The organism is Bdellovibrio sp. ZFWA1 (assembly GCF_056175665.1).
Map to the genome: position 1 here is coordinate 1,427,398 of NZ_JBJKJH010000001.1, position 13,434 is coordinate 1,440,831.

Genomic DNA, 13,434 nt, shown 5'->3' on the forward strand with positions numbered 1-13,434 from the left:
GAGATTATCACAGATAATATATTCCGAAAGAAGACATTATGTTAGAAAAATTAATTGCAGTAATTCGTAAACCCTGCGTAAGACGCGTTATTGACGAAGGGCTCGGGCATGTGCCAGTGGCGTCGGCGGTGTTTTTCCGTCGGCCACCATATGCAGTGCCATGCTAAGATAGGTCCGCGGATCAAGATCATTCTTTTTGCACGTCTCAATAATTGAAAACAAGGTCGCAGCTGTTTCTCCACCAGCATGATTTCCAGAACCATAATAGTTTTTTCTTCCAACGACAGCATGTCGAATTGTGCGTTCGGCTTCGTTGTTGGAAAGTGGAATGCGGATGTCCCCTAAAAACAATGTAAAACCATCCCACCGTTTGGTGAGGTACTCAATGGCTTTGCGCTTCTGACTTCCTGGCCGGGACTTCGGAAACTCTTCCAGAAGTTTTCGATTTAAATCATTTACAACAACGAGACTTTTGGTCCTTCGAATATTTGCGAGTTCCTCGAAAGACTTAGCCTCGCGCTCGATCTCAAACAATTTATCGATGTCATCTAAGATGGGTTTCACCGATGGATCGTGGTCTTCGATTTTTATAAATTCTCTGCGGCCATGGGCCCAACAGAAAGCTTGTGGGATTGCCGCCTCTTGAAGAACATTGTAACCGCTATAACCATCAGTCACCACTGGACCGTTGTATCCATCCAAAAATTCTTTTACAACTTGCCCTGACCTGGTGGGTTTGAATAAGTAATGACTACCATAGCGGTTGCTCACAACCCACATATAGCCGTCCTTTTCATCTTTGTTTTGGATTTTCCAAGGCGTCTCATCCAGGTGAAGTGCTAAATCAGTAACTTTAAGTTCCTTAAGAATTTCTGCCTGAATGGATTCCAAACTTGCTGCCACAAGTCCGGCCATTCTGGATAAAGTACTGTTCTTGATTCCCTTAAGTCCCAAAGACTCCATTTCTCGAATTTGTCTTTCAAGTGGCATGTGGCTGATATATTTATCCGCCACAACACTGACGACAAAATCTGTGGAGTAATTCATTCCCGGCAATAGACCCGAAGGGCCATTGGCCGTGATAATAACTTCTTTATCAGGATCGGGATTGAATTTTGGATCAAGCTTGTATTTGAACTTTTTGTGGATTTCTTTGAAGTAAGAGCGTTCGATGATTTCTATGCGGAAGGATTCATCATAAAGGCCCGTATTTTTCCACATTGATGGCTGCGGATTTTCAATACCACGAAGCTTTGCTTCTTCATCAAGTTCGCGATCAGCAAAATGATGTTCAACTTCTTGAGTTGGAAGACCAGACCACTTGTTTTTTGTTTGATCCTCGCGTGAAACTTCAGCAGGAAATGCGGCCTGGCTAAATAACAAAGCCTCGGTCTGACTCTTATCGCGCGGGCGGTCTGTTGCCTCAGCTCTTTTTTCTGCGGATTTGCCAAAAATACTTCGGCGAAGAAGTTTAACGCGCTCATCGAGATTAAACTTGGATTGTGCGCTCAGCGCCTGCTCCTCCTGAAGTTTTGCTACCAAAGCCTTTTGTTGATCGATGAACTCGAGTGCTTGTGTCAAAAGCGCCTGCAAAATGCGGGGATCTTTTTCGCTTTCAATAATTCGTCGAGTTCGCTCATCCATCAGACAAGATTCTGAATGGCCCCTTTGGGAAGATCAACTGACTCCCTTTGCGTCAGTGCATTTTGTGGTATTGATGCTGATAGCGACCGATCCACAATCGGAGTTCTGATCATACTGCCATGAAAAATCATCTTTAATTCTGCAAGACTGACTTCGGAACGGCCAAGTAAATCTGCTAAAGACATGAAGTTGCCCTTTTCCATACGCTTTGAAATCTGTACCAATCCAGTACCATCATAAAACAGAGCTTTGATTCGTTTGCGGTTTTTTCCGAAAAATATATACACATGCCCCTGATCCATGATGGCTTGCATTTGGTGAACACAAAGCGAGTGCAACTTTTCAAACCCACACCGCATATCTATACTTTCTCGATAGATGAATGCGCGAAGTCCCTTGCGATCTAGAAACATGAGACCCCCCGCTGAAGTTCAAGAATGGTTTTGGCCGCAATGGCTTCGGGAATTTCCAAAATATATCCTTCAGGTGTTCTAACCGTCACAGTTAGACCACTATTAGACTTCTGATTGTTAGATGGTCCAACTGTGACGGTTGGACTGGGTCTAACTGTGAGGGCATGGAAATCTGGTTTGATTTTCTTTTTGGGCCGAATTCGCCAGGACATAATGGTCGCATAGGGGATGTCGATTTGCCGAGCTGTTTTCTTCACCGGTACGTCTAGTTCAAACAATTCTTGGATTCTCGTTTTTATAGATTTCGGCCAGGGTTTCCTGACTGAACTTACTTCAGCATGATATTGGCGGGTGAGTTCTTGAATTTCTTCGATAAGTTGTTTTGCACGCTGTGTATTCATGGAACTCAGCATGCCGGACGACGAAAAACTTTCCTAGACGCGTTTTATGCAGTGGTTACAGTAATTCTAGGGAAATCACTCTCAAAAAATCAGAAAAGTGCGTGTATCTGCTTTTTGTTTTCTCTTCTTTTTTTCGTTCCAACTCTTGTTTCGACAACTAGTTTAACTTTGCCATCATTTGTGTTATTTGCTTTGTCCTGCATTGGATGTGTACTTGCCATTTCGGGACTTGTATTGTTGTTTAAAAGTGAAGACATTGGAAAATAGATATCAGATTCTTTTCCCGAAAAATGAATTGTCAAAAAATAATAAAAGTCTATTCAACCTTAATGTAAGCATAATCAATTTTTGCAATGTTGTATTGTTTGACAATTGTTGGCATTACAAGTTTTGAATCATCAAAAAATGCAACATTAAATCCTTTGCCGACAGAACTTTTATAAACGACCCCGTCGTAACCAAAATGCTTAATCATCTCACTCAGATACTGGCTTGCTAAGTATTCTAGTTCAATTTCTTTTGGAAGAATTGGTTTAGATAGTTGTTCTCCAAGTTTAATTAAAAAGCTCATTTCATTTAAGATTTGAATAATTTGATCTTCATCACCAATTTCAAATGGTGAAATTGTTTCGCGTGGATTTCTCAAATCTAAAAGTATAAGTTCTTTTACCGATGAAAATTCGGCCACTGAAACTTTGTCTCCAACGCTTGGACGGACTTCTGCAATTGCCGTATCGACATCAGATGCGGTGTAAAGATATGAAATGCCAACAGGATTAGCTCTTCCACCTTTTGCCTTATTAATGGGAGGACGGCCCATTTCTGCTGGAAGAAATATATTATTTGAATTGCATATACGTGCCCTATAAAAATTGGTGAGTGAGCTTTTTAAAATTAAAAATTCTAGTAGTCCTTGAAGTTCTCTTTCTTCAATTATCTTAATTTTGGGAAAAAACCTATTAGTATGTTTTAGTTCGTTTTGGAAATCATCCCATAATTTTAGGCGTTCGGATTGAGATTGTTTTGAAGTGTAGCGCTTCTTAGGAAGATTCAGCTCGGGAAAAATAGCATCTAATATTTTTGTTGCTGTTTCGTCAGAAACATTTTTTAAATGTGACCAATCTCGTTTTAGATAAAATGCTAATGACGATGCATTGTCATCAGTCGATTCGTTGTAGGCATCTAGAATTGGTGCAACGATATCAGAAATATGGATTGGTTCAATTGCCTTTATGTTTACAGAATTACAAAATTGGCAATTGTTTATTACTAAGCCCTCTCGTCGGATATGCTCAGCTAAAAAATAATCACCAAAGCAGTTTTCGCAAATCATAATTAGTTATTAAGAAATATTGTTAATAATTCTAAGTGGTGTTTCATTGATAATTTTTTAACATACCCTAAGCCTGGAAAGTGACCATCAGCGTGAAGTTTTTCAAATTCTTTTAATGCTGATGTTTTTTTTATCAAAGAGCCAGTTGAATTCATTTCTTCGACTAGTTTATCTAATGCTTCAATAAATTTACCAGCGGGATCAACAGGGGAATCTACACGATCAGAAACAAAATGCTTAATGTTCATTACCTGATCTTCTCTTAAATATGTTGTGTGAATTGCAATTGCATAGGCCGGTCCACCTGATTCGGAATAATCATCTCCAACTGCCAAGAAGTCTCCAAAACCAGTAACTCCTTCATCTTGAAAAGTTAAGTGAAGTTCAGAAAAAATCTCATCCTCTGGATAATCAGCATTTTTAAGTTTTTTAAAACCATCGCGAACAAGTACTGTTGAAGATGAGGTATTCTTTAAATTTCTTTGATAAAGCTTTCCACAAAAACCATCAATATATACATTTGTTTCAATTTTTATGTTCTTCTTATTCATTTCAGAAGCAAGTACTAGCGCATCTGGATAGCCATAGTGGATTAACGCAATTTTTTTGTCATTATGTTGAGTTAAAAAATTGATAATATCTGTTAGCTCACTATTTCCGTCGATAATATAGCCAATTTGCAAGTGACCGTAGCTTGTTAATTCTTGGTCTAAAATATCTATTAAAGGCAAATTATTATTTTTAAAATCTCCATGTTTAGGATTTAGAATAAAAATTAAAGGTAGATTTGCTTTTTTTATTTCTGTAATACATTTTTTTAAGCCAGATGGATCTTTTTTTACAGGTTCAAGTATTGGAATTACTTTCGTTCCCAATTGAGGTGCCATTTCTCTCAGTGTTATTAGTTCGTATTGTTTTCCTCTAAAATAAGGGTAGTACATTTTCTTATCTCCTTATAGGTAAACAACGGCATCTAATAATGCAGATAAATTTTTGGTTTCTGATTGAGTAAATTTTGCCTTTAATGAAAGTGATTTAAAGTAATCAGGAACATCCGTGACAAAATCTTTTAATTGGACACTGTTTCCGCGTTTTTTCAGCTCCTCAATTGCAAAGTCGTGTGCGATATCAGGAGGAATTTGAATAAACCATTTTTTGCATTCTCTATAAGATAACGAATTTGGTACTTCTGGTTTTGCTCCATAAAAAGATGTGATTATATTTTCATACTCACTTTTTCTTAATGAATCAAAAAGAGTTGCGCACGAAATATTTTGTTTACCAGATTTAGCTTCACGAATAACACTAATACTATTTCTCTTCGTAAGTTCCATTAATCCAACACATTTTGGAACAACATCTTGAATTTTTTTAGATTGGCCAGGAAAGGTTATGACATGAACCATGTCAAAAACGTCCAAATATGCTGATATTTGTTTTTGTAAGCGGTCTAAAGTATCTAACTCACTTTTTATTTCATAAACATTGGATGTGCCATTTAAAACTACAGTATCTGCTTTGCATTTACCTATTCGAAATTCTTGAAGCATAAAGGCTGTGTTTAAAGAATGTTTTCCTAATAAAATATTTTTAGCAATTGCATTTTTGTATATATATTCGTTACGGTAATTTTTAAGCAAATATTTATATGCAAAATCAAAAAGATCTCTGTAAGTTCCTCCTTGAAAAGGGGAGTCAGATTGAGAAAAATGATATTGAAACTCAGATAAGAAAGTTTTAGCAGATTTTGTGTCGTGCAAAAAAGAACGAATAGTAGATTCGCTAAAGAATCTAGCCACTAATGCATCTGCCTTTATTTCCACACTTTTAATACCCATATTTGCAATATTACTACGATTTTTCATAGAAGTTAAATGATTATTCTCAGTGCAGCGGCGGGCTTATGACAAAACGTACGTGCCGAGAGGAGCTTATTCTGAAAAAGATAAATTTACCTAGATTCCAATAACATCGCTTTCGGCCATCTTGATGCTTTTGAGTCCATTATCAACTCGTACTGAGCTTTATGAATCTGTTTAAGTATCTTTGGTAGATTACCGCTAGCAACTGCTGCAAATGTCATTACAACTGCAATTTTGATTAAGCTGTTCATCCTAATTCCTCCAATTATTTTTTCTTAGTTTTATCTGCTTTAATAATTCTTCTCACCACATATGGCCGCCATGTTTTGCCAGTTCGACTTGGAATTTTTTGGTCATTTAGTTCAATCGCAATGGCGTTGCCAGACATTCCAGATTGGTGAAGTTTTAAAATTTTTCTGACAATGATTTGCTCTTTTGGATCAACTAAAAGTTGGCCATCAAGGTAAGCGTATCCGTAAGGAGTGGAGCCGCCGCGCTTAGTATGTAGTCGATCTATGTGGCGAGCATTTCCATTGAGCGGATTTCTAAGTGACATTCCATTTTTAACAAGTGTTTCACGCACTGTCGTTTTAGGAATTCCTGTTACTGTTTCTATATCTCGAATAGAGAGGCCTTTTTTATAAAGTGGAGCACATTTTTCAAAAATTCGCTCTTGTGTTCGCGGAGAAAGTTCAATAAAATCATGATGATGGTGGGGTTCGCTTGTCGATTGATTAGGTCCACCAAATTCCTAGAATTCAAATTGAATGTTTGCCAGGCGATTCGTTTAGTTTTTGTTTTTCAGATGCCTGGCCAAGAAGAACACCGGCCGCAATATATACTAAGTTTTTTATTATGTACTGTCCCTCCATATTGGGGATAAGTGGAGCTTTTAAAAACGTTGCATCTGATAGAAAGATCAATGGTAAAAACGTCAGAGGCATTTGTAAAAACAAAAGGATGACAGCATATTTCATGGTGCGCGAAAATAGAAACAAGACTCCAATGGAAACCTCCATCCAAGCAAGTAGGATAAATAGAGGGTGGGCCCAGTTAGGGTGATCGGTTACTTTGTGTACTAGTGAGTAGGCGAGCCCTTCCGCGGGGCTGAGTCCAATGTGCTGTCCGGGCTCGTTCGTCACAGATGGCGGGATAATTTAAGTCAAAAAAGTGTGCGGATTTTGAGCTAAGTAGCTGAAATCTCGAAGGTAGCCCTAGTTCTCAAAGGAGAACAAACCATGATACAAAGGGGTCACAATGAGCGAAGCAAAGAAAAAGCGGACAAGAAGATCAGCAGAGAAAATGGCGGAGTTGGTGTTAGAGGCCGAACGCCTGGGCGCAAGCGCCGTTTGTCGCCGAGAAAACATTGCGCCAGCGCAACTCTCGCGTTGGAAGCAGAAGTTCCTTCAAAGCGGGATTGCGGGTCTAAAAGATATCAAGCGCGGTCCAAAGCAAAAAGAAGATCCAGCGATGGCAGAACTCAAAGCCGAAAAAGAAGTGCTGGCTCAAGCCTTACTCGAAACTTCAATAGAACTCGCTGCAATGAAAAAAAAGAGTCGCTTGGTTTAGAGGGGCCACTATATGGCCGTCATTTGACCAAGGATCAACGAGAGGCCCTCCGGGCCTTCGTGGATGAGCATATTAAGCATCACTCAGTAAAGAAGATTTGTGATGCGCTTGAGGTGCATCCTCGGTCGTATTATCGATGGAAGGAAAATGGCTTAAAGGAGAATCACGGTGGCGGTGGCGGCCAAAACAAGATCACACCGAAAGAAGAAAAGGCCGTGGTAAGGCTCGCCAAGAAAAATCCCGACTGGCACTGCCGACGTATTGCTTACCACTTAGAGAAAAACGCCAAGGCTTTCATTGGTAAAACCAAAGTCGCCGAGATTATGAAGGCCCACGGCCTGAATCATCCGTTTGAACAAAAGCCGCCCAAGCTCATCGTCCCACCAGAGGACATGCTGTTGCATGAACCTTGGCGAAGTAATCTAATCTGGGGGATGGATTGGACGTGGGTCAATGTGAACGGCAAGTTTATGTTTTTACTCGTGCTGCTTGACTGGCACTCAAGAAAAATCCTGTCTTGGGGCCTTTATCACAAAATCACTCAACACGAAGTGGTAACAGTTGTCACTGAAGCCGTTGCCAAAGAGCGCATTGATTTTTTGCCGCATGGGGCACTTCGTCCAATCGTCGTTGCCGATCATGGCAGTGCTAATACGGCGGCTTATACCAAGAACAACATCGAGATCCAGGGGTTGAAGCTATGGCTCAGTGGCATCGGTAGACCCACAGGCAATGCTCGCACAGAGCGAGTCATCGGCACGTTAAAGAGAGAAGAAATTTATCTTCAAGAACAGTACGAGAATGAAGAGGTGGCTCACAAGTTGATCGGGGCAAAGATCTATGACTACAACTTCCACCGGCCCAATCAAGGCAACGGTGGCTTTGCCCCGAACTCCGTTCATCACCAAGGCCGCTACGAACTAATGAAGCGAAGAGAAAGGGCTAGACAGAAAGCCCAAGAACTGAGAAGAAAACACTGGGAACAGGATCAGTCACCTTCAAACACAGTGTTGACTTAAACTTCAGCCCACTCTGTGCGGGGGTTGCTCGGACAGGACACCAATCAATTTGAGTACTCCAAACCAAACAAACACAATGCTGAATGCGATTTTTAAGAGCTGAATGGGGTTTAGCTTGCTAATGGAATTAACATAAATGCGATCGACTGATAAAATGATTTGCTTCATTCCTGAACTTTTAGCGACTTTAAAGGGAAGGTGTCATTTCGAATCTACTTCAGATGTTCTTCTGTAAACTTATTGAAAATATACCACTATTGTATGAGGCGAGTTTTAATAACGAAATTCCAAAGCTCAAGAATATTTCACTTTCAATAATCGATTTGTTTACTTCTTTTTTCTTTTATTTGATTTGTAGATGGCCTCTTCGCGTTCAATCATTTCAGCAAAGCTGAGTTCTTTTTCCGCAGGAGCCTGAGCAATAAACTCATAGTCTTCTTTGCGAACCTGAATCACCTCAATTTTCTTATTCAAAAGATTTTGAATTTCTTCAAGCTGCTTTTTTTCTTCACTAGAACAGAATGAAACAGCAAGTCCTTTGTTGAATCCACGCCCAGTTCGGCCGATACGGTGAACGTAATTTTCTGGTTTTTCAGGGATGTCATAGTTGATAACGTGAGTAACATCAGGGATATCAATCCCACGGGCGTTGATGTCGGTTGCAATTAGAATATTAACATCGCCGTTTCTAAATTGAGTCATTACTTCTTCGCGGTTGGCTTGGTCTTTTTCTCCGTGAATGGTCAGAGTTTTGATGCCGAAACCGTCCATTGCTTTAGCAACGCGTTCAGCTCGAACTCGAGTTCGAACGAACACGATGAATTTACCTTCGGCGTTTTGCTTAAGATACTCTTGTAAGAAAAAACGCTTGTCTTCCATTTCAACAAACATAACCGAGTGATTAACGTTTTTAGAGACAGGATCTTCTGGAGAAATTTGAATTCTGATGGCATTGCTACGGACTTGAGAAAAAGCCAGCTTTTTGATTTTTGGATTGATCGTAGCCGAGAAAAATAGAGTCTGATGTCTCCGACTTAACTTGCGCTTAACTGATTCGATATCTTCAATAAAACCAAGATCAAGCATATGGTCAGCTTCATCCAAAACCAAGTGTTCGATTTTTGAAATATCAACGAAGCCCTGGCTAATCAGGTCAAACATCCGACCTGGTGTTGAAATCAGAATATCAATGCCCTCTTCAAGCTTGTCGATCTGTGGATCTTGATCGACACCTCCAATAAGGGCGAAAGTTTTAACTTTGGTATGCTTTGAGAGTTTACGAAAGACGTCTCCAATTTGCTGAGCAAGTTCGCGAGTTGGAACAAGGATCAAACAGCGAATGCCGTAGCTGCGCTTGCTTGATTTGTCTTTATGGATGATGTCGATCAGTGGAATAGCAAAAGCGGCCGTTTTCCCAGTCCCTGTTTGGGCAATGGCCAAGACGTCCTCGCCCCGAAGAATTGATGGGATGGCTTTGTACTGAATGTCTGTGGTGCGGAAAAAGCCATTGTCATGAAGGTTTCTAAGAAGATCTTCAGAAAGATAGAATTTTTCAAACTTCATGGGGCCTCACTTTAAATCAAGAGGCTGTTAGTTAGCACGCCTTTAAAGTGAATCCAATGTTTTAGTCAAATGATGAAAAAAGACTCAATATTTGCGAAGAAGCCCTGTCACGATTCCTCGAAGCTCTACTTGTTCGGGTGAATACCACATAGATTCCATCTCGGAATTTGAGGGGCGCAATTCAATCCACTGAGAGGATTTATCGTATCCAGGCCGATTCCCTGTATAGATTCGTTTGACTGTGGCCTCATTGTCCACGGTGGCTACGATGATGTCCCCGTTCTTAGCTGATTTTTGAGAGTGAATAAGGATGATGTCGCCATTTAAAATGCCATCCTCGATCATTGAATTCCCTTGGACTTTGAGGGCAAAGGAATTGCGAGGCTCTTTGATCATATGCTTAGGGGCTTCAACGAACTCATCATGTGAGAGAGCTTCGATGGGGCGACCAGCGGCAACTTTACCAAGTAAAGGAATGGATAGGATCTCCTCGCGGGCCTGGAGGAGCTGAGCGTTTGGAGACCCTACCGTCGAGACTGATTTGGATTGAAGCTCAGTTTGGACTGCTGATGACGAATGTAGCACTGTGAGGGCCCGCTTTTGATGAGCCTCCATTGCGATATAACCCTTCGTCATTAGCTGCTTCAAATAATTCTGAATAGAATTAAACGAAGCGAATCCAAAATGATCTTTAATTTCTTGATATGACGGAGAAATACCAAAACTCAAAATATAAGATTCGATATAGTCTAAGACTTTCTTTTCTTTTTCAGTGAGTGGGGGGAGGGGCTTTTTCTTCGTCATAAGTTACATATGAACTTACAGTGTAAATAATATGTAAGTCAATAGGAAAAATAAAAACCTATCGCAGTTTTTATGCTGCGATAGGTCTACCTCTCTGCGGGAAGCCGACGAGTGAGACTATTACTCTACATTCGAGGTAGGGCAGGCTTCCTGGCCGTTAATGCAAGCCGCAGGGAGGGGCTTCGCTATGGTCCCTTTTTCAGAACTAATGCTTCGCGATTGTTGAATCGTGATTGGCGTCTGCGCCAGATTTGAAGCATTGCTCACGGGAGCCATCGAGCAATTCTGGTAGAACAGGATCACTATCGGATTAATCACCAGCATTGCTACAAAGCTAAAACCACCACGTTGAATCATTGGACCTCCCTTTAACTTTCTGGATAAAGGTTTTATCGGTCGAATCGTTCAGGACCTTAGTCAGAATCCTCATTTTCTCAAAATAATGCGCATTTTTATCGCTGTACCCCTTGAGATGAAACACGAGGTCTTCCATAATGAGATAAATACGCGAAAGGTATTCGGTGAAAGCTTTTTTCTTTAAACAAATTTTAACAGGTTTAGTTGCGATCTTCCTGTTTGGACTTTTAAGTCCCGCTGTCGCCGAAACCAAAGAGTCTGTTGAAAATGCTTCTTCTGCAGGCCATAGTGTCCTCAATCTGGCGAAGCTTTGTAGCGACGATTTATCAAAGTATCCTGGTAAGTTTGATAAAAAGATTTTAGCAGAGGCCTGTGCTCGGGTTGAAAGATCTAAGACCTGTGCAAGCGTCGAAGGTCGTCCTATTTATCATTATAGCCGACAAGGGCAAGATCCAAAGGCAAAAAAAATCTTGGTTTTTTCGTTGATTCACGGAGACGAAACCCACGCGGGCACGGTAGGGCGATATTGGATGCAGCGATTAGAAAGTATCTCACCTCGCAATTCTTGGAGAGTGGTTCCAGTTTTGAATCCTGATGGTGTTCTTCTTAGAACCAGAACAAATGCGAATAAAATTGATCTTAATCGTAACTTCCCAACGGCGGACTGGGAGCAGCTTGCTGTTAAGTATTGGACCGAGCAAATGAAGTCGAATCCAAGGCGCTATCCGGGAAAAATTGCGGGTAGCGAGCCTGAAGTTCAATGCGCCTTGGAACACATCGATAATTATAAGCCTGATTTTATTGTGAGTGTGCACACGCCATTAAAAGTTTTAGATTACGATGGTCCAAAGATTTCAAAGCCACCAAAATTTGATTATCTTCCTTGGAAAACTTTGGGGCATATGCCGGGAAGCTTAGGACGTTATATGTGGTTCGAGCGCCAAACGCCTGTCTTAACGATGGAGTTGAAGGAAGATTTACCAGTTAGTTTTGCTCCCTTCGAGCAGTTGCAAGATATTATCGGTCTTTTAGTGCAAATGGACGAACGCCCCGATAAGGCCGAGCAATCTCGGCAAGAACAAAAAAAAATTCAAGGATTCACGGCAAGTAACAAACCCGAAAGTGAAAATCAAAAATAAAAAAAGGGACCGGTGAGGGTCCCTTTTTTTGGTATCATGTTGTCAGTGAACGATCTTGATGCTTTGGGACTGCATAAAGTCTTCGATTTCTTTTTCGCGTTCTTTTTGGCTAACCATTGAATCATGAACATTGGCTAAGTGAGCACTCAGTTTCTCTCGGGCAATTTTTATAGCACTAAAAATGTCAGTAGAGACACCTTCGGCTTCAAGAGTTGTCCCGTTTTCAGTCAGGCTCATTGATATTCGAAAAAGCTTTCTTAGGCTGGCCTTGTCATGAGCGACGCCCTCTGACTCGAACTGATTCGCTAGCTTAGTGGGATCTTTTGCGATAACAGCAAAGACGGTGTTGCTACTGATGTAGGGTTCAAACTCAGACAGTTGTTGGTAAATATAAGATGTAACCTCTGGATTATCCTCTAAAAGTTCAAGTTGCGAGTTCAGGTTGTTTGACATGCCATACCTCCTCGTTTGTTACTTATATTCTAACAATGAGTTTAAATTCTGTCTGGTCAAGAAGTGGCCTAATAAAAAAATGATTTTAAAAAGCATTAGGTTTGATTTAGAATCCCGCTTCTGGACTTTTAGCGGACGAGGAGATTTCACATAAATGTCTCATTTTAAGATGCCTGGTGATTGGCAAAAAATTCTTATGGATGAACTAGAAAAATCTTATATGCGAGATCTCTTTGTTTTTATTGAGGCAGAGCGAAAAAATAAAAAAATCTATCCGACGGCAGCGGATTGTTTTGCGGCATTACAGATGACACCACTGAAGGACGTCAAGGTTGTGATTCTAGGTCAAGATCCTTATCACCAACAAGGGCAAGCCCATGGCCTTTCATTTTCGGTCAGGTCTGGAGTTAAGTTTCCACCATCGCTTAGAAATATTTTGAAAGAGCTGAATGATGACGTGGGTGTTGAGACTCCTCAAAGTGGTGATCTTTCTGCTTGGGCGCGTAAGGGTGTACTTCTGCTAAATAGTGTTTTGACTGTCGAAGACTCGAAGGCTGGGGCTCATCAGGGGCGAGGTTGGGAAAAGTTCACAGACCGTATTATTGCCGAGATCAATGCGCAAAGACAAAATGTAGTGTTTATCTTGTGGGGCGCCTATGCGATTAAAAAGGGAGCTTTGATTGATCGCAAAAGGCACTTGGTGCTTGAGGGGGTTCACCCCTCTCCTTTGTCGGCTCACCGAGGTTTTTTTGGTACAAAACCATTTTCTAAGGCGAATGCTTACCTTGCTGCTAATGGACAAGCGGTGATCGATTGGAATCTGGCATAATCTTTTGAAATTGGCTCGTTCCTATGAGAGCCTTTATAGGCAATTCTC

Annotated in this window: 17 protein-coding genes; 4 read left to right on the plus strand and 13 right to left on the minus strand. The window is 40.8% G+C overall.

The annotated features are described in order from the left end of the window. Positions 1-87 precede the first annotated feature (87 nt). The 9 genes from tnpC to AC04MN_RS06935 form a co-directional block, all read right to left on the minus strand. Positions 88-1,644, minus strand: a complete 1,557-nt coding sequence (gene tnpC / locus AC04MN_RS06895) for an IS66 family transposase (protein WP_475381868.1) — start codon at positions 1,642-1,644, stop codon at positions 88-90. Continuing rightward, a complete protein-coding gene (tnpB, locus tag AC04MN_RS06900; protein WP_475381867.1) occupies positions 1,644-2,057 on the minus strand; it encodes an IS66 family insertion sequence element accessory protein TnpB in 414 nt (137 codons plus the stop codon). Before tnpB ends, tnpC begins: the two co-directional genes overlap by 1 nt. Next, positions 2,048-2,458 carry a hypothetical protein gene (locus AC04MN_RS06905; protein WP_475381866.1) on the minus strand — a complete coding sequence of 137 codons (411 nt, stop codon included), beginning with the start codon at positions 2,456-2,458 and terminating at the stop codon, positions 2,048-2,050. Before AC04MN_RS06905 ends, tnpB begins: the two co-directional genes overlap by 10 nt. 316 nt (positions 2,459-2,774) lie before the next feature. Next, positions 2,775-3,791, minus strand: coding sequence for an RES family NAD+ phosphorylase (locus tag AC04MN_RS06910; RefSeq protein WP_475382451.1), 1,017 nt, complete (start codon positions 3,789-3,791; stop codon positions 2,775-2,777). 2 nt (positions 3,792-3,793) lie between these two features. Then, positions 3,794-4,732 (minus strand): sce7725 family protein, encoded by a 939-nt coding sequence (locus AC04MN_RS06915; protein ID WP_475382452.1) that lies wholly within the window; start codon positions 4,730-4,732, stop codon positions 3,794-3,796. A gap of 12 nt (positions 4,733-4,744) precedes the next feature. Further along, the gene (locus AC04MN_RS06920; protein WP_475382453.1) at positions 4,745-5,656 is read right to left on the minus strand and encodes a sce7726 family protein; all 912 of its coding nucleotides are present in this window, start codon (positions 5,654-5,656) and stop codon (positions 4,745-4,747) included. 86 nt (positions 5,657-5,742) lie between these two features. Continuing rightward, complete coding sequence (locus AC04MN_RS06925; protein ID WP_475382454.1) at positions 5,743-5,904, minus strand: hypothetical protein; 162 nt, start codon at positions 5,902-5,904, stop codon at positions 5,743-5,745. 14 nt (positions 5,905-5,918) lie between these two features. Beyond that, on the minus strand, positions 5,919-6,236 hold the full coding sequence (locus AC04MN_RS06930) for a recombinase family protein (protein WP_475382455.1): 318 nt from the start codon (positions 6,234-6,236) through the stop codon (positions 5,919-5,921). Positions 6,237-6,411: 175 nt separating this feature from the next. Continuing rightward, a complete protein-coding gene (locus tag AC04MN_RS06935) occupies positions 6,412-6,795 on the minus strand; it encodes a DoxX-like family protein (RefSeq protein WP_475382456.1) in 384 nt (127 codons plus the stop codon). Between the two features lie 115 nt (positions 6,796-6,910). Between AC04MN_RS06935 and AC04MN_RS06940 the strand changes: the two genes are divergently transcribed. Both AC04MN_RS06940 and AC04MN_RS06945 read left to right on the plus strand, forming a co-directional pair. After that, complete coding sequence (locus AC04MN_RS06940; RefSeq protein WP_475381332.1) at positions 6,911-7,222, plus strand: helix-turn-helix domain-containing protein; 312 nt, start codon at positions 6,911-6,913, stop codon at positions 7,220-7,222. Positions 7,223-7,281: 59 nt separating this feature from the next. Further along, a complete protein-coding gene (locus AC04MN_RS06945) occupies positions 7,282-8,241 on the plus strand; it encodes a DDE-type integrase/transposase/recombinase (RefSeq protein WP_475381333.1) in 960 nt (319 codons plus the stop codon). 327 nt (positions 8,242-8,568) lie between these two features. Here AC04MN_RS06945 and AC04MN_RS06950 read toward each other — a convergent pair whose 3' ends face one another. The 3 genes from AC04MN_RS06950 to AC04MN_RS06960 form a co-directional block, all read right to left on the minus strand. After that, complete coding sequence (locus tag AC04MN_RS06950) at positions 8,569-9,804, minus strand: DEAD/DEAH box helicase (protein WP_475382457.1); 1,236 nt, start codon at positions 9,802-9,804, stop codon at positions 8,569-8,571. Between the two features lie 84 nt (positions 9,805-9,888). Then, on the minus strand, positions 9,889-10,608 hold the full coding sequence (lexA, locus tag AC04MN_RS06955; protein WP_475382458.1) for a transcriptional repressor LexA: 720 nt from the start codon (positions 10,606-10,608) through the stop codon (positions 9,889-9,891). A gap of 120 nt (positions 10,609-10,728) precedes the next feature. After that, positions 10,729-10,965: a hypothetical protein gene (locus tag AC04MN_RS06960; RefSeq protein WP_475382459.1), complete on the minus strand. Its 237-nt coding sequence runs from the start codon at positions 10,963-10,965 to the stop codon at positions 10,729-10,731. Positions 10,966-11,129: 164 nt separating this feature from the next. Here AC04MN_RS06960 and AC04MN_RS06965 point away from each other — a divergent pair, with 164 nt between their 5' ends. After that, positions 11,130-12,104, plus strand: coding sequence for a M14 family zinc carboxypeptidase (locus tag AC04MN_RS06965; protein WP_475382460.1), 975 nt, complete (start codon positions 11,130-11,132; stop codon positions 12,102-12,104). Positions 12,105-12,146: 42 nt separating this feature from the next. Here AC04MN_RS06965 and AC04MN_RS06970 read toward each other — a convergent pair whose 3' ends face one another. Then, positions 12,147-12,557: a hypothetical protein gene (locus tag AC04MN_RS06970; RefSeq protein ID WP_475382461.1), complete on the minus strand. Its 411-nt coding sequence runs from the start codon at positions 12,555-12,557 to the stop codon at positions 12,147-12,149. Positions 12,558-12,711: 154 nt separating this feature from the next. Between AC04MN_RS06970 and ung the strand changes: the two genes are divergently transcribed. Further along, positions 12,712-13,386 (plus strand): uracil-DNA glycosylase, encoded by a 675-nt coding sequence (gene ung / locus AC04MN_RS06975; protein WP_475382463.1) that lies wholly within the window; start codon positions 12,712-12,714, stop codon positions 13,384-13,386. The last annotated feature ends 48 nt before the right edge of the window (positions 13,387-13,434 follow it).

Coding starts and splice junctions, on each gene's coding strand:
- tnpC (WP_475381868.1), bottom strand. CDS start 1,644: ATGGATGAGCGAACTCGACGAATTATTGAAAGCGAAAAAGATCCCCGC.
- tnpB (WP_475381867.1), bottom strand. CDS start 2,057: ATGTTTCTAGATCGCAAGGGACTTCGCGCATTCATCTATCGAGAAAGT.
- AC04MN_RS06905 (WP_475381866.1), bottom strand. CDS start 2,458: ATGAATACACAGCGTGCAAAACAACTTATCGAAGAAATTCAAGAACTC.
- AC04MN_RS06910 (WP_475382451.1), bottom strand. CDS start 3,791: ATGATTTGCGAAAACTGCTTTGGTGATTATTTTTTAGCTGAGCATATC.
- AC04MN_RS06915 (WP_475382452.1), bottom strand. CDS start 4,732: ATGTACTACCCTTATTTTAGAGGAAAACAATACGAACTAATAACACTG.
- AC04MN_RS06920 (WP_475382453.1), bottom strand. CDS start 5,656: ATGAAAAATCGTAGTAATATTGCAAATATGGGTATTAAAAGTGTGGAA.
- AC04MN_RS06925 (WP_475382454.1), bottom strand. CDS start 5,904: ATGAACAGCTTAATCAAAATTGCAGTTGTAATGACATTTGCAGCAGTT.
- AC04MN_RS06940 (WP_475381332.1), top strand. CDS start 6,911: ATGAGCGAAGCAAAGAAAAAGCGGACAAGAAGATCAGCAGAGAAAATG.
- AC04MN_RS06950 (WP_475382457.1), bottom strand. CDS start 9,804: ATGAAGTTTGAAAAATTCTATCTTTCTGAAGATCTTCTTAGAAACCTT.
- lexA (WP_475382458.1), bottom strand. CDS start 10,608: ATGACGAAGAAAAAGCCCCTCCCCCCACTCACTGAAAAAGAAAAGAAA.
- AC04MN_RS06960 (WP_475382459.1), bottom strand. CDS start 10,965: ATGATTCAACGTGGTGGTTTTAGCTTTGTAGCAATGCTGGTGATTAAT.
- AC04MN_RS06970 (WP_475382461.1), bottom strand. CDS start 12,557: ATGTCAAACAACCTGAACTCGCAACTTGAACTTTTAGAGGATAATCCA.
- ung (WP_475382463.1), top strand. CDS start 12,712: ATGTCTCATTTTAAGATGCCTGGTGATTGGCAAAAAATTCTTATGGAT.